At 43.9% G+C, this 21,166-nt stretch carries 20 protein-coding genes and 1 pseudogene; 8 read left to right on the top strand and 13 right to left on the bottom strand.

Going from position 1 to position 21,166, the window contains the following annotated elements:
- Window positions 1-87: 87 nt before the first annotated feature.
- Window positions 88-858 (bottom strand): DUF2087 domain-containing protein, encoded by a 771-nt coding sequence (locus ACG3M1_RS00610; protein WP_002606819.1) that lies wholly within the window; start codon window positions 856-858, stop codon window positions 88-90.
- A gap of 50 nt (window positions 859-908) precedes the next feature.
- Window positions 909-1,673 carry a polysaccharide deacetylase family protein gene (locus ACG3M1_RS00605; RefSeq protein ID WP_002606818.1) on the bottom strand — a complete coding sequence of 255 codons (765 nt, stop codon included), beginning with the start codon at window positions 1,671-1,673 and terminating at the stop codon, window positions 909-911.
- A 119-nt stretch (window positions 1,674-1,792) separates the two neighbouring features.
- On the opposite strand from ACG3M1_RS00605, the gene ACG3M1_RS00600 reads away from it, so the two are divergent.
- The 6 genes and pseudogenes from ACG3M1_RS00600 (at window position 1,793) to treC (ending at window position 7,584) form a co-directional block, all read left to right on the top strand.
- A complete protein-coding gene (locus ACG3M1_RS00600; protein WP_009270133.1) occupies window positions 1,793-2,557 on the top strand; it encodes a hypothetical protein in 765 nt (254 codons plus the stop codon).
- Window positions 2,558-2,566: 9 nt separating this feature from the next.
- Window positions 2,567-3,073: an O-acetyl-ADP-ribose deacetylase gene (locus ACG3M1_RS00595; protein ID WP_008818112.1), complete on the top strand. Its 507-nt coding sequence runs from the start codon at window positions 2,567-2,569 to the stop codon at window positions 3,071-3,073.
- Window positions 3,074-3,140: 67 nt separating this feature from the next.
- The gene (gene treR, locus ACG3M1_RS00590) at window positions 3,141-3,857 is read left to right on the top strand and encodes a trehalose operon repressor (RefSeq protein ID WP_008818111.1); all 717 of its coding nucleotides are present in this window, start codon (window positions 3,141-3,143) and stop codon (window positions 3,855-3,857) included.
- Between the two features lie 183 nt (window positions 3,858-4,040).
- Window positions 4,041-5,442, top strand: a pseudogene (gene treP / locus ACG3M1_RS00585) (PTS system trehalose-specific EIIBC component); the annotation flags it as partial.
- A 57-nt stretch (window positions 5,443-5,499) separates the two neighbouring features.
- On the top strand, window positions 5,500-5,925 hold the full coding sequence (locus ACG3M1_RS00580; RefSeq protein WP_395815409.1) for a PTS sugar transporter subunit IIA: 426 nt from the start codon (window positions 5,500-5,502) through the stop codon (window positions 5,923-5,925).
- A 9-nt stretch (window positions 5,926-5,934) separates the two neighbouring features.
- Entirely contained in the window at window positions 5,935-7,584 is a 1,650-nt protein-coding gene (treC, locus tag ACG3M1_RS00575) for an alpha,alpha-phosphotrehalase (protein ID WP_009270130.1), read from the top strand.
- 634 nt (window positions 7,585-8,218) lie between these two features.
- Here the strand turns inward: treC and ACG3M1_RS00570 are convergent.
- The 3 genes from ACG3M1_RS00570 to glmU are packed head-to-tail and all read right to left on the bottom strand — an operon-like array spanning window position 8,219 to window position 10,930.
- Window positions 8,219-8,575 carry a DUF1622 domain-containing protein gene (locus ACG3M1_RS00570; RefSeq protein WP_002606809.1) on the bottom strand — a complete coding sequence of 119 codons (357 nt, stop codon included), beginning with the start codon at window positions 8,573-8,575 and terminating at the stop codon, window positions 8,219-8,221.
- A gap of 22 nt (window positions 8,576-8,597) precedes the next feature.
- Entirely contained in the window at window positions 8,598-9,551 is a 954-nt protein-coding gene (locus ACG3M1_RS00565) for a ribose-phosphate diphosphokinase (RefSeq protein WP_002606808.1), read from the bottom strand.
- 23 nt (window positions 9,552-9,574) lie between these two features.
- The gene (glmU, locus tag ACG3M1_RS00560) at window positions 9,575-10,930 is read right to left on the bottom strand and encodes a bifunctional UDP-N-acetylglucosamine diphosphorylase/glucosamine-1-phosphate N-acetyltransferase GlmU (RefSeq protein WP_008818105.1); all 1,356 of its coding nucleotides are present in this window, start codon (window positions 10,928-10,930) and stop codon (window positions 9,575-9,577) included.
- Window positions 10,931-11,207: 277 nt separating this feature from the next.
- Between glmU and ACG3M1_RS00555 the strand changes: the two genes are divergently transcribed.
- Window positions 11,208-11,984: an HAD family hydrolase gene (locus tag ACG3M1_RS00555; protein WP_395814682.1), complete on the top strand. Its 777-nt coding sequence runs from the start codon at window positions 11,208-11,210 to the stop codon at window positions 11,982-11,984.
- 216 nt (window positions 11,985-12,200) lie between these two features.
- On the opposite strand, the gene ACG3M1_RS00550 is transcribed toward ACG3M1_RS00555, so the two are convergent.
- Together ACG3M1_RS00550 and ACG3M1_RS00545 are read right to left on the bottom strand one after the other, a co-directional pair.
- On the bottom strand, window positions 12,201-13,406 hold the full coding sequence (locus ACG3M1_RS00550; RefSeq protein ID WP_242410498.1) for a histidine kinase dimerization/phospho-acceptor domain-containing protein: 1,206 nt from the start codon (window positions 13,404-13,406) through the stop codon (window positions 12,201-12,203).
- A 129-nt stretch (window positions 13,407-13,535) separates the two neighbouring features.
- Entirely contained in the window at window positions 13,536-14,225 is a 690-nt protein-coding gene (locus tag ACG3M1_RS00545) for a response regulator transcription factor (RefSeq protein ID WP_008818102.1), read from the bottom strand.
- Between the two features lie 152 nt (window positions 14,226-14,377).
- On the opposite strand from ACG3M1_RS00545, the gene ACG3M1_RS00540 reads away from it, so the two are divergent.
- Entirely contained in the window at window positions 14,378-15,208 is an 831-nt protein-coding gene (locus ACG3M1_RS00540) for a glycosyltransferase (RefSeq protein WP_074748767.1), read from the top strand.
- Between the two features lie 168 nt (window positions 15,209-15,376).
- On the opposite strand, the gene ispE is transcribed toward ACG3M1_RS00540, so the two are convergent.
- From ispE to ACG3M1_RS00510, 6 genes are all read right to left on the bottom strand, one after another.
- Window positions 15,377-16,216 carry a 4-(cytidine 5'-diphospho)-2-C-methyl-D-erythritol kinase gene (gene ispE / locus ACG3M1_RS00535; RefSeq protein ID WP_074748765.1) on the bottom strand — a complete coding sequence of 280 codons (840 nt, stop codon included), beginning with the start codon at window positions 16,214-16,216 and terminating at the stop codon, window positions 15,377-15,379.
- Entirely contained in the window at window positions 16,188-17,063 is an 876-nt protein-coding gene (rsmA, locus tag ACG3M1_RS00530; protein ID WP_008818099.1) for a 16S rRNA (adenine(1518)-N(6)/adenine(1519)-N(6))-dimethyltransferase RsmA, read from the bottom strand. The genes ispE and rsmA overlap by 29 nt, the downstream gene beginning before the upstream one ends.
- 13 nt (window positions 17,064-17,076) lie before the next feature.
- The gene (locus tag ACG3M1_RS00525) at window positions 17,077-17,667 is read right to left on the bottom strand and encodes a hypothetical protein (RefSeq protein ID WP_009270126.1); all 591 of its coding nucleotides are present in this window, start codon (window positions 17,665-17,667) and stop codon (window positions 17,077-17,079) included.
- Window positions 17,660-18,205: a ribonuclease M5 gene (rnmV, locus tag ACG3M1_RS00520; protein ID WP_008818097.1), complete on the bottom strand. Its 546-nt coding sequence runs from the start codon at window positions 18,203-18,205 to the stop codon at window positions 17,660-17,662. Before rnmV ends, ACG3M1_RS00525 begins: the two co-directional genes overlap by 8 nt.
- A gap of 117 nt (window positions 18,206-18,322) precedes the next feature.
- Window positions 18,323-19,141 carry a 3D domain-containing protein gene (locus ACG3M1_RS00515; RefSeq protein ID WP_002606796.1) on the bottom strand — a complete coding sequence of 273 codons (819 nt, stop codon included), beginning with the start codon at window positions 19,139-19,141 and terminating at the stop codon, window positions 18,323-18,325.
- Window positions 19,142-19,516: 375 nt separating this feature from the next.
- A complete protein-coding gene (locus ACG3M1_RS00510; RefSeq protein WP_008818096.1) occupies window positions 19,517-21,106 on the bottom strand; it encodes an ABC-F family ATP-binding cassette domain-containing protein in 1,590 nt (529 codons plus the stop codon).
- Window positions 21,107-21,166 lie beyond the last annotated feature (60 nt).

Below are 21,166 nucleotides of genomic sequence, written 5' to 3'. Positions count from 1 at the left end.
CTTTCATCGTTATCTTAGAAAGGATACATTCGCATACAGCGCGAGACATGCTTTACCTGATCCTCATTTTCATACCAGTGCAGGCTTTCATTCATGGTCTTCCACCTCCCGGATTCTTCCTAGATCCATTGAATAGAACTGACAATCCTTTGTCCGATGCAAAAAGCCGTACTCAATCAGATAGCGGCGCAGTGATACAAAATCCTCGAATATCTGCTTTAAAAAGGCATTGATTTCCTCTTCGCTGTATACCTGATGCGGCTCCAGAAATTCACAAATTTTTCGTAGTATGATTATTTTCTTTTTTTCCTTAGCCGGAATCTGCTTTAATTTCAGCGGATCGATAGAGAGCGTCATCGTCTTCAGCACCTGCTCCTCATCCTCACTGGTTGCGACATAGCGCTCATCCACCTGTGCGGCATGGTCATGCACCTCCAGCAGATTATCCATCATACCCTCCACCGATAGCTCATATAGAGCCAGATACATTTTCGCCTGTCTTGCTTTTTCTCGGAAAACAAAGCGCTGATGGCGGACGGTTGACGCACTTGTACTTGTCAGCGAGGCTATTTCCTTATCGGTTTTCCCTTCATGAATATACTGCAGGAGCTTTTTCTGCACATCGGTCAGACTGCAGGATTTCTTATCCAGCTGCAGCAGCTGTTCAAACACAGAACCATGCTCCTTTTGTATATGCATCTGCACCGCCTTTTCGGCACGGTAAAAATGCCCGTTTATCGGAAAAATTTCACCATCCTCAAACACTGCATCGCAAAAATTACAATGGTAAAAATTACGTTTGTCCTTTGTATATCCGTTTTTTATTTCATCCAGATTTTTTTCTCTTGTTATTTTCATATTTCATCACCTGTCAAGCAACTGCATATGAAATATTATACCATACTTTCTCAGTTTGCGATATGATGATGAAATACCGGTGTGGAAGAGTCAATGACACGAAACTCATAACCCTGCGACAGCATACTTTTCAGAATCGTAGGAAGCGCCTCTACCGTTGCCTTGTTTCCGGTTCCATCATGCATCAGAATCATTACCTCTTTTTTATCCCTGATTTCCTTTAATGCCGTATTGATCAGTGAATCACTGCCTACATAACAGTTTCCATCCCCGTTGGAAGCATTCCAGTCATAGTATTCATACCCTTTTTGCGTTACAGAAGCTGCCAGCGTACTCATAATGCCGCTGCTGTACTTTCTGGATACCGTATTGCTGGTGCCTCCTGGAAAGCGCAGGATATTCACCTTATGTCCCGTCTGTTTTTCAATCAGCGCATTCGTTTTATTGACATCCTCAAAATACGCCTCCTCACTGGAATAGATTTTGCCATAATCATGGGAGAAGGTATGAATACCGATCGCATGCCCCTTAGCATCCGCTTTCTTAATCAGGTCGTAATACTCCGGATTGCTTCCCGTCACAAAAAACGTAGCCTTGACATGGTAGGTATCCAGAATATCCAGTACCTCCTGCGTGTGCTTGCTGGGACCGTCATCAAAGGTTAAATACGCAACCTTTTTTTCTTCCACCTTGGCGACTGCAGCACTATCCTGCTCCATCGGGAAATATTTCTGGGCCCAGAAAAAAGCAACCCACATCAGTGCAAGAAATGCCACACTGCTTAAAATCACATCACGCCATACTTCTTTTCTCATATAATCACATCCTCTCTGTTAGCTTTCCCCTGGAATGTGCATCTTATAAGGGATATGGCAAAACATTCACGCAGGTGATGGAAACGTGATATAATGAATTACAAAAGGAGGGGTCTTTTATGCTGTATGACAATCGCATAGCTGCCGCATTTCTGGAAGGAAGACCTGTAACAGAGGAAAAGCATTTTTACCTGCTGCAGGAGTACAAGGAGGCTGATCCGAAACGAAGGGATATCGTACAGGAGCTGGACTCGCAGCTGGAAAGCATCGTAGAAGAATTTCCGACCTTTAATAAAGAGCTTTTTGAGGCTGTTTTTCCCAATTACAGGGAGCAGCTGAAGACTGTCTGTATCATGGCGGTTGTCGGCACAAAGGAAAACCGCATTGTGAAATCTGAGGAAGGGCTTTGTATCCTGATTGATCTGATTCATATTGCTGATTATACCCGTATCGTTTCACAGATGACCTATATTTTGCAGAATTATCTGACCTTCGAGCTATCAAAGTATCTGATTCAGAAGCAGTTCCCTGTGCGTTCCCGTAAATATCTCAGCCTGTTAAACCATCTGGCATTCACAAACGGTCTTGCGAATTATCTGGCATGGAATGCTTCCTGCAGCAGCTATAAGTTTTATACACAGAAATATGAAGCGCATAAGGAGCGTGCCTTCGGTCTTCTTTCACAGGCGCTGCAGGTGGAAACAAAAGCCTTACAGCATAAGATCCTGGTCAGTGCCGTGACACAGGAATTCTGGAATCAGTTCCCCTCTGTTGCAGGCATGTTTTATTTTGATGATATTTATCGTGACCTTGGCAAAGAAGGCATTGTTCTGCTGTATAGACACGGACCGAAAAATTTCATTCAGACGATATTTCATGAGTGAGGGAATGATATGATGATAAAGATTTTATCAGGCGACATTACAACCCTGCAGGTGGATGCCATCGTGAATGCAGCCAATGTTTCCCTGCTTGGGGGAGGCGGTGTCGACGGAGCAATTCATCGTGCTGCCGGACCTGAGCTTTTAGAAGAGTGCCGTACCCTTCACGGGTGCAAGACAGGAGAAGCAAAAATCACAAAGGGATACCGGCTGCCTTGTTCCTATGTAATTCATACACCGGGTCCGATATGGCAGGGTGGAAATCATGGGGAATGCGAGTTGCTGGAAAGCTGCTATCGAAGCTGTATGAAGCTGGCGAAGGAGTATCATATAACCTCCATCGCTTTTCCTGCCATTAGTACCGGCGTATATCACTTCCCCTTGGAACAGGCTGCCCGCATTGCCATCCGGACAATACTGGAAGAAAAGGAAACCTGTATAAAGATTGTTTATCTGGTATGCTTCGACGAGATTACACGTCAGATATATGAAGCCGTACGAAGCGAATACGATATTTGATTTTATGAAAACAGAATTCCCTTTGACGAATTTGTACGTACATGATAAAATCAAGTAGGTGATGACAATGTCGAAATACGAAGCGATTTACAAGGATATATTAGGAAGAATTGAACAGAATCTCTATGCAGCCGGAGATACGCTTCCCGGTGAATATGAGCTTATGAAAATCTATGAAGCATCCAGAGATACCATTCGAAAAGCGTTGCTGCTGCTTGCACAAAACGGATATATACAGAAATCCAAGGGAAGAGGAAGTATTGTTCTGGACCGACAGCGCTATGACTTTCCGGTTTCCGGTGTTGTCAGCTTTAAGGAGCTTGCCGATAAAATGGAACAGGATGTGCAGACAAAGGTGATTTGTCTTGAAAAAACTCATCCGGATGCCCGTATCCGGCAATTGTTTCATATGAGCCCGGAGGATGAAATCTGGCTTGTCCAAAGGGTTCGGATCATTGACCATGAAGCCGTTATTCTGGATACGGATATACTGGATGCTTCTATTATTCCGGAGCTGAACGAAGAGATTCTGGAACAGTCATTGTACTCCTATATTGAAGATACCCTGCATCTGAAAATCGCCTATGCGGAAAAGGAAATCACATGCCAGAACGTGAGCGGTCTGGATACGAAGGTTCTGGATATGAAACAGTATGATATGGTTGTGAATGTGGAGTCCTGCTCCTATCTTGATGATGCACGAATCTTTCAATATACCAATGCAAGACACCGCCCGGATAAATTTCGATTTAAAGATTTCGCAAGACGCGTAAAATTAGCATAATAGCATGAGCCGGTAAGTTGCCGGCTTTTTTATTAGAAATACCATTACCGGATAGACGGCTACCTGCTGCATATGTTCTTTTACAGAAATGAATAATCATTTAAAAAAGATATTGACATACATGTACGTACAAGTTATACTGTTGTTGTATTAAGATGTACGTACATGTTTAAGGAGGAGCTTATGGAAAAGTCTCAGGAAGATGTAAAAAAACTATTGCTATACGTCGGTGGTAAAGAGAACATACAGGCCGTTTCTCACTGTGTTACCAGAATGCGATTTGTACTGGTAAAGCCGGAGCTGGCAGATGTTGCGGCAATCGAATCCCTTCCCAGTGCAAAGGGGACATTCACACAATCCGGTCAGTTTCAGGTCATAATCGGAAATGAGGTCAGTGAATTTTACAATGCATTTACGGCTTATGCAGGCATTGAAGGAGTTTCCAAGGATTCACTGAAAAGCTCTGCAAAATCAAATCAGACAGTATTACAGCGAATAATGGGTGCTCTTGGAGAAATCTTCGCACCTCTGATCCCGGCGTTGATCTGCGGCGGTCTGATTCTCGGGTTTCGCAATATCATAGGCGAGATTGCGATGTTTGACGGACAGACGCTCGCCCAAGCCTCACAGTTCTGGAATGGCGTATACAGCTTTCTATGGCTGATTGGTGAAGCCGTCTTCCACATGCTGCCGGTGGGTATCGTCTGGTCCATTACTAAAAAAAATGGGAACAACACAGATTCTTGGAATCATCCTTGGGCTAACCCTTGTTTCTCCGCAGCTGTTAAACGGCTTCCAGGTAGCCGGAACCGAGGCTTCCGCTATTCCTGTATGGAATTTTGATTTCACACAGATTCAAATGATTGGCTATCAGGGGCAGGTAATCGCAGCCATGATGGCAGGCTTTGTCCTCGTATATCTTGAAAAATTCTTCCGTAAGCACTGTCCTGCTGTCATTTCTATGATTGTTGTGCCGTTCTGTTCACTGATCCCGGCAGTTGTTATTGCTCATACTCTGGTTGGACCTGTAGGCTGGACAATAGGAAATGCAATTGCGGATATTGTCTATACCGGACTAACCTCCAGCTTTGGCGTTTTGTTTGCCGCGGTATTTGGGCTGATCTATGCGCCAATCGTTATGACCGGCTTACATCATATGACGAATGCAATTGATACAACGCTGACGAATATGTTTGGCGGTACAATTCTCTGGCCAATGATTGCATTATCCAATATTGCGCAGGGCTCCAGTGTTCTTGCAATGGCAGTTCTTCAGAAAAAGGATGAAAAAGCACAGCAGATCAATATCCCGGCCCTGATATCCTGCTATCTCGGTGTTACAGAACCGGCTTTATTTGGTGTCAATCTGAAATATGGCTTTCCTTTGATTTGCGGCATGATCGGTTCTGCAGCTGCAGCAGTGATATCTGTAGGATGCGGGGTGCAGGCCTTCAGCATCGGTGTCGGCGGTTTACCGGGCATCATTTCCATAAAATCACAATTTTGGCTGGCATTCCTTGCAGCTATGGCAGCGGCGATTATCATTCCGTTTGTTTTGACTCTGCTTGTTGAAAAAAAGAAACTGCAGCAAAAGGAAGCTGCAGTCATTGTCTCGGCCGAAGAGGAAAGCTTCCATTCACCAATGAGCGGTATATGTATGCCGATGGAAGAAGTTGAGGATCAGGCATTTGCATCCAAAGCTATGGGTGACGGCTTTGCAGTAGAATTACAGGATACCCGTGTTCTGGCTCCGTTCAGCGGAACCATCATGGTCGCATTCCCGACCGGCTACGCCTACGGTATCAAGGCAGATAACGGAAAAGAGGTTCTGATTCACATTGGTATGGATACTGTAGAATTAAATGGAGAAGGCTTCCACCCGCACGTAAAAGCTGGGGATGTCGTAAAACAGGGTGACGTACTGGTTGATGTAGAGTTGGATGTTATCAAAAGGAAAGAAAAATCTCTTGTTTCTCCAGTGGTATTTACGGACGGGACAGCGATCACACTTGAAAAACAGCACGAAAAGATAGCAGCTGGTGATGCTCATATCATCACATACAAATAGGAGGGCACTATGAATTTTAAAGAGAAAACAGTATATCAGATTTATCCAAAATCCTTTCAGGATTCCAATGGAGATGGATGGGGCGATTTACAGGGTGTCATTTCCAGACTGGATTATCTGCAGAAGCTTGGTATTGAGTATATCTGGTTTAATGCAATGTTTGTATCTCCGCAACGGGATAATGGCTATGATGTAGAAGATTATCGAGCAATCGATCCACGCTATGGAACCATGGAGGATTTTACTGAATTATGCAGGGAAGCAAAAAAGCGTGGCATTGATATCATGCTGGATATGGTGTTCAATCATGCTTCAACGCGGCATGTCTGGTTTCAGAAGGCTTTAAAGGGCGAAGAGAAATACAAAGATTACTTCTTTTTCCGCAAAGGAAAAGCAGATGGCAGTGCTCCGAATAACTGGAATTCAAAGTTTGGCGGTCCTGCATGGGAATATGTCAAGGAGCTGGATGAGTACTATCTGCATCTGTATGATGTCACACAGGCTGATCTAAACTGGGACAATTCGGAAGTCAGAAAAGAACTGGCTGATATCGTCAACTTCTGGCGCAGTAAGGGGGTTCATGGATTCCGCTTCGATGTAGTTAATCTTGTATCAAAAGGCTCCTTCGAGGATGATCCAAACCTCTTTGACGGCCGGCAGTTTTACACGGATGGTCCACACATTCACGAATATTTGAAAGAACTGAATCTGAACAGCTTTGGCAAGGATGAAGACAGTATGACGGTTGGTGAGATGAGTTCAACAACCTTAGAGAATTGCACACGTTACTCAGGAAGTGACGCCCATGAGCTGACGAGTGTATTTACCTTCCATCATCTAAAGGTAGACTATAGAAACAAAAAGAAATGGGAGCTGATGCCGTTTGATTTCATGGAGCTAAAGCAGCTCTTGAATGACTGGCAGACAGGTATGCAGGAAGCAGATGCATGGAATGCCTTATTCTGGTGTAATCACGATCAGCCCCGTGCGATTTCAAGATTTTGCGATGATAAAAACTATCGTATAGAAGCCGCTAAAATGCTGGCAACTGTGCTTCACTGCATGCGGGGGACACCGTATGTGTATCAGGGTGAGGAAATCGGTATGACCAATGCATATTTCCATGATATATCACAATATCGCGATGTAGAAAGTACAAATTTCTATGATATTCTTAAGAAGGAAGGACACAGTAAGGAAGAAATCCTGCATATATTACAGGAACGCAGCCGGGATAATGCAAGAACACCAATGCAATGGAACAGCAAGCAAAATGCAGGCTTCACAGATGGTACTCCATGGCTGTCAGTAATTGATAACTATAAAACTGTCAATGTTGAAAATGCACTACAGGATGAAAATTCCGTATTTTATCATTATCAGAAATTGATACGCATGCGGAAAGAGTATAAGGTGATTCAGAATGGCCTGTATATTCCATTACTGCAGGATCATAAGACAGTCTTTGCATACAAACGCAAAGGAGAGGAAGGAGAACTGATTGTACTCAGCAATTTCTATGCAGAAGCTGTACGTGTGGAAATAAAAGAAAATCTGACAGATTATGTGCTGTTGCTAAGCAATTATAAGGACAGTAAAGCTGACAAGTGTATCACACTTCGTCCTTATGAATCTGTCATATATTATAAAGCAAGCTAGTGCAGATAAGCCATGTGAGTGATCGCATGGCTTTTTGATGCGCTTTTTATTCATACAGCTGTCATGGTGAAAGGAAAAGAGTGACGATATATCTTATATTTCAATGAAATTCCAATTTATAGGGTTTAAAGACATCTTTTAAATAAGCAATTCTATCGTTTCATTACCATATATCAAAATCTGATTTTCGATCATGGCTCACACTTTCAAAAAAGACAATTTTTTAAGTTTCGAAAGCATCTGGGGATTTCACGAAAAAATCACTCTATGAAGAACACTATCCATCAGTTATGTAAACCCGATTGTTGCCAAATACATACAAGGTGTTAACACATTCTTCATATGAATGCTCACTTAGTGAAACAAACAATGATGAAGCCTGTTACAGACCCATACTGTCAATTCCAATAAACAGCTTGAAAGAAGGATATACCTCCATATAAAAATCACATCCTATGCCACTATCCTGAAGTTCCCTGGTTGATCGTGATATATACACAGAGCAATTGACACATCACCTTATAAGATCAGTTATAAAACCAATCTCAAACAATTATTCTGCCTTACCCATATTAAGTGATTTCACAGGAATAGAAAAAAGCAGCACGATATCCAATTGATACCGTACTGCATGTTAATAATTATTCGGTGATGCCTCACTTGCGGATCCGTGTTCCTTCTCCGTCTTGATTTCAAAATGTATCATCAAGGACAGAAGTGCACGCAGCAGAATGATGGCTCCCAGAATATAGATTTCCGAAAAGCTTCTGACGAGTACCGTCTTCAGTATTTCGGCACCCATTTTAAATTCCAAACCTAATGCCAGAGCATTTGCCAGTTCGATACGGATCGGATAATGTTTATGGGTAAACAGCGCTTTGATATAGTGATAAAACGCCTTCAGTGATCCGATGGTTATCACAACGATACCGATGATTTCCAAAATGGATACAATCTCCGGCAGCATGAATTCTATGAAATGTTCCAGCATACAGTTTCCTTTCTATGTAGGCTTACTCTGCGTATTTCGCAACGATTTCGCTGACTGGTCTGCTTTCTTCCACAGCCTTGATAACCTGTCCTAAAACAGGTCCTACAGACAATACCTTCATTTGTGGGTACAATGCAGCCTTGTCATCCTGAGGAATCGTATTGGTACATACGAATTCTTCCAGATTCGCAGCCTTCAAGCGATCGATGGCCGGCCCGGAAAGAACGCCGTGCACACAGGATGCATATACAGCAGTAGCGCCTTTGTCATACAGCATCTGGATACCTGCAGTCAGCGTCCCTGCAGTATCCACAATATCGTCTACCACGATAGCGATTTTGCCATTTACATCCCCAATGATGTTCATAGCCTCTGCCACGTTTGGTTTCGGACGACGTTTATCAATGATTGCTAATGGAGCGTGAAGAATTTCCGCAAGTCTTCTCGCACGAGTAGTTCCGCCATGGTCCGGTGATACGACCACAACATCTTTCAGATTCAGGCTCTTGAAATACTGACCGATAATACAGATGGCGGAGATGTCATCTGCAGGAATATCGAAGAATCCCTGAATCTGCGTTGCATGCAGTTCCATGGTAATGACACGGTTTGCCCCTGCCCGTTCCAGCAGATCCGCAACCAGTTTGGATGTGATCGGCTGTCTCGGTTTTGCCTTGCGGTCCTGTCGTGCATATCCGAAATATGGCATAACGACAGAAATATGACCGGCACTGGCACGTTTGCAGGCATCAATGGCAATCAGTACCTCCATGATATTGCTGGAGACAGGTGCACATGTGGATTGAACGATGTAGACGTTTTTCCCGCGCACGGACTCCCCTAATTCTACCATGATTTCCCCGTCGGAGAAGTGCTTTACATCACACTGACCCAAAGGTATCCCTAATTCTCCCACGATTTCATTTGCTAGCTCAACGCTTGAAGTTAACGCAAAAACTACTGTTTTGTTTTCCATTGTTCTACAATCCTGTTCCTTTCCTATTTGTTCTTGTAAGTTGTTCCGAATCCCTTTTTAATGGACTGTCGTGCTCTGGCAATCCCCATATCACCGTCATCTACAGAATCCGTGATCGTAGAGCCTGCCGCAAGCAGAGCATTCTCACCGATGGTCACAGGCGCAATCAGGTTACAATTACTTCCGATAAACGCACCGTCATGTACCGTTGTGCGGAATTTGTGCTTGCCGTCATAATTGACTGTAACCACACCGCAGCCGACATTGATTTTCTTACCAAAGTCGGAATCTCCGATATATGTCAGGTGGGCGCATTTGGAGCCATCACCAAAGTGAGAGTTTTTAAATTCCACAAAGTTCCCAATACGGCAGTCTTCGCAGATTTCTGTATTGTTTCTTAAATGAGACATCGGCCCCACCGTGGAACGGTTTCCAACACTGCTTTCAACGATCTTGCTGCTGTCAATCGTTACATCATCACCGATTACAGCATTGCGCAGGAACGAGTTCGGTAAAATCACAGTATTCTTACCAATGACAGTTTTCCCCTGAATGTGTACGTTGGGATAAATGACCGTATCCTCACCAATCACAGCATCCACATCAATGTATGTGTTATCCGGATCGATAATCGTTACCCCTGCACGCATGTGTGCTTCATTTACATGACGCTTCATCCATGCATTTGCTTTCGCTAAATCCACACGGTCATTGACACCCATGGCTTCCTTTGGATCATCCACAATCATAGCATTGACACACAGATCTTTTTTATTAAAAATTTCCACAAGATCTGTCAGGTAGTATTCCTGCTGTGCATTGCTGTTGGTGATTTCCTTCAGACCTTCAAACAGTGCCTTGTTATTGAAACAGAAAATTCCGGTGTTGATCTCTTTTACTTCCAATTCTTCTTCACTGCAATCCTTTGCTTCAACAATCTTCTCGACCATGCCCTGTGCATTTCGAATAATTCTGCCGTAGCGTTCTCCATCCGGCAGCACACTCGTCAGTACGGTACAAGCGGCATCACGGTTGCTTTCAAATACTTTTTGAATCGTTTCCTTCTGAATGCAGGGGCCATCACCGTTAACAACAATGGTATCTCCATCCAGACCTTCCAGAACACTTGCCTGCATGACAGCGTGTCCGGTTCCTAACTGAGGCTGTTGAATAGCATACTCTACAGAATCCTGCAGATATTCCTTTACACTTTCAGCACCATGTCCAACCACAACAACAATGCGTTCCACTCCGCTTGCTTTCAGGGTATCAACAATATGTCCAATCATCGGTTTGTTTAAGACGGGATGCATCACTTTGTTCAAAGCTGACTTCATTCTTGTGCCTTTTCCGGCAGCTAAAACAATAGCAGATTTCATAAAAACATACCTCCGTTACTATTTTATCAAAAAGTGACAGTAAAAAAAAGGCTAAGTGCCTATTTCCTATACGTTTTATGGACGAATTGTAAGGTTTCACCGTGAATTAAGGAAAAAGCATACAATCACAGCAAAGAATGGAGGAAACAGCATGCTCCCGTATACTTTACCATCATGCAAATTGGATTTCGGACACCGGAATAATGAAATATGCCGGAAATGATTACAATATGTGAATAGTTGTGCTATCATAACCGTGTTGATGGGAGGTTACCTTATGAACAGACAGATTCTGTTTTTCGATATAGACGGTACTTTGGTGGATAGTACCACGCATATTGTTCCTGCATCCACCAGAGCCGCATTGCAGAAGCTGAAGAAGGCCGGCCATATTCTATGCATTTCTACCGGACGATCTCTGCAATCTGTAACAGACGGTCACTTTGATGAGCTGATTGACTGGGACATCTTTCTCTGCAATAACGGACAGGCTATTTACAATCACGACAAAAGCCTTCTGCATATGACACCGATTCCAAGAGAAAGCGTCGAGGCCTGCATTCAGGCTGCGGTAACGCAGGAGGCTCCGCTGCTGATTATGGGAAAGAAGCAGATTCTTACCCGCAAGCCGAATGCATACGTGATTACCTCTGCAGAATTCTTTAAGGAATCCATACCGGATGTGGAAGCATATGACGGCAGTGATGTCATTATGATGATTGCCTATGGTCCTATGGGATATGCGTATGAGGAATATATGGCGATACCCAGCGTTGATGTTTTGATTGGGCAGTCGACCTATGCAGATGTTGTGCTGAAGGGCTTTAGCAAGGCGATCGGTATCCGCTTTATTCTTGATCATTTTCAGATGCAGGACTATCTAGCCTTTGGAGACAGTCTGAACGATGTGGAAATGCTGCAGCATGCACGAATCGGAGTCGCAATGGGAAATGCCCATGAGGAAGCGAAGCGCGCTGCCGACATCATTACAAGGGATGTATCCGAGGATGGCATATATCATGCATTGCGGCAGATGAGGCTGCTGGATTTATAATCCCCTGCATTATGACAGCTTGGTTATCCAGGCTGTTTTTTACTCCCTGCCGCATTTCATTCTATTTCCGTTAGAAGGTCAATTTACCGTGTAATGCAAAACTAATAAAAAAAAGCAGCTGTGTTTGTGCAGGACAGACAACAGATGCCTTGTTACATATATGCTGCAGAAATGCAGAACTATCCTTTTTACATATCTAACACGAATATAGCAGTGCTATTCCTGACGGCAAGGAAAGAACAGCTCTACAACAAATTCCGTATCATCATTTTCATATAGAAAGCTGCCATTCATCCCTTTCATGATCTTATTAACGCTTTTCAGACCAATCTGGGTGCTTTCCTCCCGGGATGCGTCCTTTTTCTTACGATTTTTTAACCGAATCAGCACATTCCCCTTCTCCACCTGTAAAGAAACAGTCACAATGTGTTTATCCCCATATTTTCGGATATTGGAAAATACATTATCAAACACACGCATCAGCATGGCTTCCTCCCCCATGATTTTCCAGCTGCCCCTTTCAAATTTTGTCAATATCTCGAATTTCTGTTCACGCAGCTCCTCGCAATAGAACTCCAGCATATTCAGTACCGCCTGCTCCTCTATAGGATGCAGCTGCAGCTCCTCATCACGGGAATACACAAGGAAATGATTAAACAGCTTATCTGACATATCCTTGATCTGTTCGGCCTTCTGCCGGCTTTTTCGAATATAGTCATCCCTCGCTGCATCACTCTTATAGATTTTCATTTGAAGAATATCCAGATATCCAAGCAGAGAGGTGAGCGGTGTACGAAGATCATGTGACATGGCTGTAACAAGCTCCTGATTGGCATTGCGTGCTTCTTCTTCCTTCAGCATATTATCATACAATGCATTGCGCAGATGATTCAGCTGCCGGGCAAGATCCGTCAATTCATCATTTCCCTTGTAAATGATCGTATGGTGAAAATCACCGGCTTCAATCAGCTGCATTTCCTCCTCGATACTGAGGACATATTTCATTTTGCGGTGTACAAACTGCATAATCACTACAATGAACAGCAGGATAGAAGCAACTGCCGCCACAATGAGAAACCGAATCATGAAGGAAAGACCGATAAAGGAATAGACAACAAGATAGGCTTCACCATCATGAAATTTCAGCGTATATTCCTGATCGTCCGGCTCATACAGATTCAGCCAGAAGGACATGGTACCCACATATGCCTGATCCTCCATCGTACTGAATGATGTTTCACTCAGCGTATCCTCATCATCATACAGATACAGCGTGAGATCCTTGTATTTTCTCATTTCCCGTTTGATAGCTTTTTTGTTCTTTTTTGAAATATCCTTTTTCGTTATCGTATCCTGCAGGGTCTGAATCTGTTCACTCGTTTCCTTCTTTACTGCCTCTTCACCGACAGCCAGATGAAACATACGATACCGGTTAAAAAATAAAAACCCGAACAGTGATGCGGAAACAACTGCCGCCAGTATAACGATACCGATAAATTTCAGGCTTAGCTTGGAGATATGCTTTTTTCTTGTTCCGACAGTGCTTTTTTTTTAATCAAAACGGTACCCCTTTCCCCAGACGGTTTTTATATACACCGGATTCTGCGGATCCACTCCCAGCTTTTTGCGCAGATTTCGGATATGCACCATGATGGTATTATTTGCGGAATACATATACGGCCCCTTCCAGATAGCTTCATACAGCTCCTGATTGGAGAAAATTTTTTTCGGATGGTCCGCCAGCAGTAACAAAATCTGATACTCCATTTCTGTCAGATTTACAGCTTCCTCCTTCTTTTTCACCTGATTGCTGTTTCGGCTGATGATCAGATCATGCATGATAATCTGATCGCCCTCCTGCGGCTCCTCCTTCCCCTTGTAAATGCAATATCTGCGCAGAAGTGCTTTCACACGGGCAATGAGTTCATTATAGGAAAACGGCTTCGCCAAATAATCATCTCCGCCGCTGGAAAATCCAAGCGCTTTGTCCTGGTCCATGGTCTTTGCAGTCAAAAACAGAATCGGCGCATTCGTGACCTCACGAATCTGACGGCATGCCTTAAAGCCATCCATTTTCGGCATCATAACATCCAGAATGATTAAGTCCATATCCTCTGCTTTAGCTACTGCTGCTTCTCCATCACCGGCTTCCTCCACCTCATAGCCCTCGTTCTCCAGAAGAACAGTTACTACCTCACGAATTTCCTGATTATCATCCACAATGAGTATTCTGCTTCCCATCGTCCACACCTCATTTCTTTTCTCTTTCATTATATATCAAAATACAGGCTCCTACTACCTAATGTTCATTAAATCAGTGTTAAGACTTTTTAAGATTTCAAAACTGGATTTATCACAATAGTATGCCATAATGTTTATAAAGGAGTGATGGTGTGGATAAGATCAGTGTCATTATACCCTGTCATAATAATGCGGGAGCATTACGCAGAGTGTATACGGATGTCCTGCGGGAAGTAAAGAAGCTGCCGGTCAGCTATGAGCTTCTTTTTATTGACAATGCGTCCAGAGACGGAAGCTCCGCTATTCTGCGCTTGCTGTCACAGCAGGATTATGCATGCCATTACGTATCACTGAATCACCGTGTTACGCCGGTGTCTGCTATATTTCTGGGAGCACAGCTGTCAAACGGTGACTTTCTTATGCTCACCGACACCCGTCATCCCGCCTATCTCATACCGGAGCTGTACCGAACCCTCTGTGGCAGGACGCAATGCTGTGGCGGTGACCTCATTACCGGTAACAGACATATGCGAAAGCAGCCCTTTTTTAAGCTTCTGCGCAGGGAATATGTCGGTGAGGCTTTACAGACTGAGGATATCTCTGCATTTCGCAAAATACTGCTGCAGAATGATACCGGGACTGTATGGCTTCCTTATACGGAGCTGGAGCGCAGTCTGATCACCTGGCAGGATCGGTTGTATTCTCTTATGATAACATATGGAAACCGTGTTCTCACCTATATCGGAATGGGCGTCTTTATATTACTTACCGGTGTTCCCTGTTTCCTATTGTTTATGATGTTTCTGGATTTGTTGTATGCCGTCCTGCTTTATACAGGACTTTTCATAAGCCTGCTCTTCCTGTTCACCCGTTTTCGGCATCACCCATATTTCTTTCGGCATGAACAGCTTCTGCTTACGGATATCAGAGAAAGCACGCTGCCGAATCCACCCATTCAAAAGCCGGATATATCCAAGCTGTAGTATTTTGAGTCCTGTGGGGATCTATGCAGGCTTTCATACGGATAATATGAAAACGGCACAGACAAACCGAAACCGGTAATCCTATGCCGTTTTTTCTTTATGAAGCCAGCACTAAGGCAGACATCATAGAAGAGATATCCCCTGTTTGTCTATAGCCTTAACCTCCATTTACTGCTTGATCGCTGTGCAGCATACAAAATACGTTTTGTTATGGAACCGCTTCTCTGCTTGTTGCAGAAGTTCTTTCTTCCTTGTAATTGCAAATACTGTACTTCCACTGCCACTCATCAGCACCGCTTCAAACCCCATACTCTGCAGCTGGTGTTTGATGTCCGCAATTTCCGGAACCAGCTGAAAGGCACTGTATTCCAGGGAATTGGATATGACACTTGAAAGCTGCGCAAGGTCGCCCTGCTGTAATGCATGGATAACCTCATTGCAGTCCGGATGGTCGCATTTCTCAAAATCAAGCATAGAAAAAGCTTTCCCGGTAGGTACGCCTATCGCTGGCTTCACCAGAAGAATATGAAAATCGCAAGGCATGGCGAACGGTGTTATCCTTTCGCCAATCCCCTTTACCAAAGCACAGGTTTCCATGATGCAGAACGGTACATCTGCGCCAACCTGCTTTCCCAGCTGTGCCAGCTCCTCCAGTGAGATATCCAGCTTCAGCAAATCACGGATTCCGCGCATGACTGCAGCGGCATCTGCACTTCCTCCGGCAAGTCCTGCCTGTGCGGGGATATGCTTCTCCACATGCACATGGAAGCATTCCGATAGAGAAAAGGTCCTTCGCATCAGCTCCACAGCCTGAACGATTGTATTCGATTCATCCATCCGCAGCTGTGCATCATTACACGTATAGCAGTCCTCACTGGACAGTGTTATGGTAAGCTCATCATGGAGCATCAGAGGAACCATAATCATTTCCAGCTCATGATACCCGTCATCCCGCCTGCATACGACATTCAGGCAGATGTTAATTTTCGCATGTGCTTTTACTTTCATTTCTATGTACCTCATATAAGTTGATAAATTCCGCAAGTGTGACGCTTTCTGCCCGTCTTGTGCAGTCTATACCGCTTTTCTCAAGCTCTGCACGCGCCTGCTGCTTATCCTGACAATATTCCCCGTAATTGTTCAGTATGGTCTTTCTTCTCTGGCGAAAGCAAGCCTTAACCAATGGAAAAAAACTTTCTTCCTCGATATTCTGCGGTGTATCCCTGAAACGGAACTGCAAGACTGCGCTGTCCACATTCGGCTTTGGCAGGAAAACGTTTTTCGGCACCTTCATCACCGGGGTTACCTCACAGCGATACTGTGTGATAATACTTAACGCATTGTAATCCTTGGTATTTACTTCAGCAGCAAAGCGGTCTGCGACCTCCTTCTGCATCATGACGGTGATTGCCGCAACGTCCGCTTTGGATTCAAATATTTTAAACAGAATCGGAGTCGTGATATAGTAGGGCAGATTGGCAGCAATGACGACATCATAGCCCTCTTCCCTGTACGTTCTGCACCATTCTTTCAAATCGATTTCTAAAAAATCAGACATGACCAGCTCAAAATTGTCATATTCCTGCAGTGTGTCTGCCAGAACATCAGGAAGCCGCTCATCAATTTCAAAGGATACAACCTTTTTTGCATACTCACACAGATACTGTGTCAATGCACCGATACCGGGTCCTATTTCAAATACCACGCAGTGATCCGACAGGACTGCATGTCGTGCAATTTTATCGACAATTCCGGATTCAATCAGAAAATTCTGTCCGTAATTTTTTTTCGCAAACATTCCATGTGTTTCCAGAATTTCCTTTGTTCTGGAAGGTGTCGCAATGGGTTTCTTCATAAGCTTATCCTTTCTAAAACAGCAGATAGAAGGTGGATACCAGCAATTCTATCAGCAGATATACAATACCTGTCAAAAGCACTGCATACAACAGGTTTTTTATAATTCGAATCAGATTACTGTATTTTGTCGTGCTTTTGACATCAAACAGCAGCGGCAGCGCAAACAATAGAAGGGTAAAGACGAAAAGAAGCGGCTTCCGCAATGCCTCCTCCTCCACTCGCACACAATACAGCAATGAAAACAGATACAGCAAATTGCATGTCATTTTGAAGATTCTTCGCTTCGTATACAGCTTCATATCCAGAAGCGGCAGCGGCTGATCAAGATTTTCATGATAGAAAATAACGCTCAGACCGTTTCGGCAAAGCACGTTCCATCCCTCGGCCAGAAAGATGCTTTCATCTGCATCGTATTTCACATCATAGAAGCAAACCCGCACATGCCGTCGTTTTCCCTCTACAAAACGAAAATTCATCAAAGAGCCAAGCATGACATAGCGAAAGGAGGACAATTCCCATCCCTCCTGCAGGATTTCAGATACCCAGCCTTCCAGTTGTTCCTTGGGACGCAGGGCAAACGTTACCTTAACAAGCTCATTCATATGGCTGTCCAAGCAGCTTTTCCACATCTGTTTTATGCAGCTGCAGCATATTCAGACGCTTGAAAAGTGTTTTGGCATTCGGTTTTCCCAGATGCAGGGAGCGGGCAATCTGCGCTCTCTTTTCGGCACTGTCCTCTCTGCCGTTTAGTCCCAGATCCAGATATTCCTCATAGCTCAGTGTAACCTGCAGATGTTCATCAAAGGTCATCAGATGCGTTAATGCCTCCAGAATATCTTCCTTGCAGGCATGCTCCACACCAACCTTTTTGCTTGTTTTGGCCTTTGCCTTATCAATGAAGGCATTTTTACAGCCGGGTACTGCCGCATTGATGCAGGAACGTATTTTTTCTCCGGGAAAATCCGGATCGGTAAATATAATCACACCGCGCGTTTTCTGAGCAAGTCTGATCTGTCGCAGGATTTCTTTCCCCAAATGCGTACCGTTTGTTTCTATGGTATCACAGTCCAGAAAGCTTTTCAGTACATTTGTGTCGTTTTTTCCCTCAACCACAAGGATTTCTTTCATCTTCACAAGCATCAGCCTTTCCTTAATTACTATAGTACCATAATTATATCATTTTAAATATAGAGAATACCAGCTTAGCTTTTTGTAAAAGCAAAAGGACACAGAAAACCAGCTTCCATGTCCTGATGATTATAATGCACAGCTTCTGGCTCCGTTTTTACCACCCTCACGGATGATCTGCGCCTTTGCCTGTGTGTTTTTCACCGGTACGATAGCACCGGAGTTCTCACTGCCGATATACAGGTCGATATGATTTCCCTGAATAGCCCCGCCTCGGTCCAGTACAATGGCATAGTAGGGCTGATCCGGTGTAATACCACTTCCACTCAGACCGTGATCACTGATTTTCAGTATCGAGCAAAGCGGAATGCTTGGGTCTGCGGCAACGATATAATAATTACCATACCGGATACCCGGCTGCCATGAGCCATCCGGCATCTGTACACCAAGGGTTAAATCCAGTGCCACACCTAGGGAAGTACCGCCGCGGCCGCTTTCGCCGCCACATCCATAGCAGTCAACGCCGTAGGTTGTGATTTTCGGACTGAATGCCTGTGAGGACTCCTTTTCCATCCTTTTCAGGCGTTCCTGTTCTTTTCTTTTTTTCTCCAGCTGCACTTGACGCTTCCGTTCCTTTACAACCTTTTCTTTCATTTTTTTCGCATAGCCTTCGACATCGGATTTCATCAGCAGCACACCATGCTCATCCCTCATGCTGCGAAACATGGAGCCACTTTTTTGCATAGGACCATAGGCATGAAAAGCCATGGCGGCCATGCTGGTATCCTTTGTCTGAATCAGACTGTTTGTATGAAGGGTATCCTGAGATACCGTATGTTTGTTATTCACAGTGTTCAGTGACTTCTGCGGTACAGAGGCACTGGAAGCACATCCATATAAAGCGAAAACACAGATGAATAAAGCGAATTTTATTCGTTTTGAGTTCATTGATGTTCCTCCTTTTACGAAACAGACACTAGTCTAGCATACTTTTTTTGACTTGTCCAATATTTTTGTTTTTTAACATGCATTTATGTTTATTTTCCCCTCTACATTGTATTTTATACATATGAATTTGCAGAGGCATTTATGCCAGACCCTTTAAATAAAGGTATCTATGAACTATATTATGTCAGATATCTGATTTTTATGTGAAAATTTATTTGTGATAATTCGGTATCTGTTCACAAATGATATTTGTTTTTTCATTTGTTTCAGTTTTCTGAAACCGCTGTCGCTCCCCTGTTTATCGCTTTATCGCACCGTTTTCTCCACTTGTGAAGAAAATACGAAAAAAAGCCCTATTTTCGGGCAATTTTATTTCTATTCTTCGATTCCGTATTCCTTTTCCAGATAGTCATCATACGTTGTTCGGCGGTCAATGATACCGTCATCTCTGATTTCTATGATACGATTTGCGATTGTCTGAATGAATTGATGGTCATGACTTACAAAAATCAGTTCTCCCGGATATTTTATCAGAGCATTATTCAATGTCTGAATGGATTCCAGATCCAGATGGTTGATCGGATCATCCATCAACAGCAGATTTCCCGCCTCCAGCATCGTCTTGGACAGCATACAGCGCGCCTTCTCTCCACCGGATAACACATTGACAGGCTTCAGCGGTTCTTCTCCGCTAAACAGCATTCTTCCAAGGAAACCGCGGATAAAGGACATATCATCGATATCCGTATACTGGCTCAGCCACTCACAGATACTCTGCGTACCTTCAAAATACGCGCTGTTATCATCCGGTATGTAGGAAACCTTGATGGTCTGTCCAAGCTGAATGCTTCCGGCATCCGGTGTCAGCTCCTGTGCAATCAGCTTTAACAGCAGAGTGGTTTTCAGTGGATTGCCAATCAGCGCCACCTTATCTCCCTTCATCATGTTAAAGGAGATATTTGTCAGTCTGCAATCTTCGACCTGTTTCTCTACATCCTCAATATACAATATAGAACGACCACTCTCCCTCTCCGGTTTAAATTCAATAAACGGATATTTTCGAGTAGATGGCTGTAAATCATCCAGTGTTATCTTATCCAGAATTTTCTTTCGTGATGTCGCCTGTCTGGATTTGGAAGCATTGGCAGAGAAGCGGGCAATAAAGTCTTCCAGCTCTTTGATTTTCTCTTCCTTTTTGCTGTTGGCATCCTTCAGCTGACGGCTGATCAGCTGGCTGGATTCATACCAGAAATCATAATTTCCCGCAAACAGCTTAATCTTGCCATAATCCACATCGGCAATATGTGTACATACCTTGTTTAAAAAGTGACGGTCATGACTGACTACGATGACCGTGTTCTCATAATTCATCAGGAAATGCTCGAGCCAGGAGCATGCCTTGATATCCAGATGGTTGGTAGGCTCATCCAGCAGCAGCGTATTCGGCTTTCCAAACAACGCCTGTGCCAGCAGCACCTTTACCTTATCACTACCGGACAGCTCCTTCATCAATACATCATGCAGATCCACTGAAATTCCCAGGCCGTTTAACAGCGTTGCCGCGTTACTTTCCGCATTCCAGCCATCCATATCCGCAAAGGCCGCTTCCAGCTCACCGGCACGGATACCGTCTGCTTCACTGAAATCCTCCTTGCAGTAAATTTCATCCTTTTCCCGTTTTACTTCATACAGCTTTGTATTTCCCATCAGTACCGTTTCCAGTACCGTGTACTCATCAAAAGCAAAGTGATCCTGCTTCAGAGTAAATACTGTTTCATTCGGCTTGATGATGACAGAGCCGGTATCCGGCTTCAGCTCACCGCTGAGTACTCTCAGGAATGTGGATTTCCCGGCACCGTTTGCCCCGATCAGGCCATAACAGTTACCATCTGTGAATTTTAAGTTTACATTATCATACAGTGTTCGTGATCCAAAACGTACACTGACATTTTGCGTTTCTATCATTTTTCTACCTCCGGTGTTAACAATTATGCATTATATCATACAAACCGTCAAATGTGCAGA

This window comes from Clostridium sp. 10cd* (assembly GCF_044336395.1).
GTDB lineage: Bacteria > Bacillota_I > Bacilli_A > Erysipelotrichales > Erysipelotrichaceae > Clostridium_AQ > Clostridium_AQ innocuum.
This window is presented reverse-complemented; position numbering and strand designations above follow the sequence as displayed.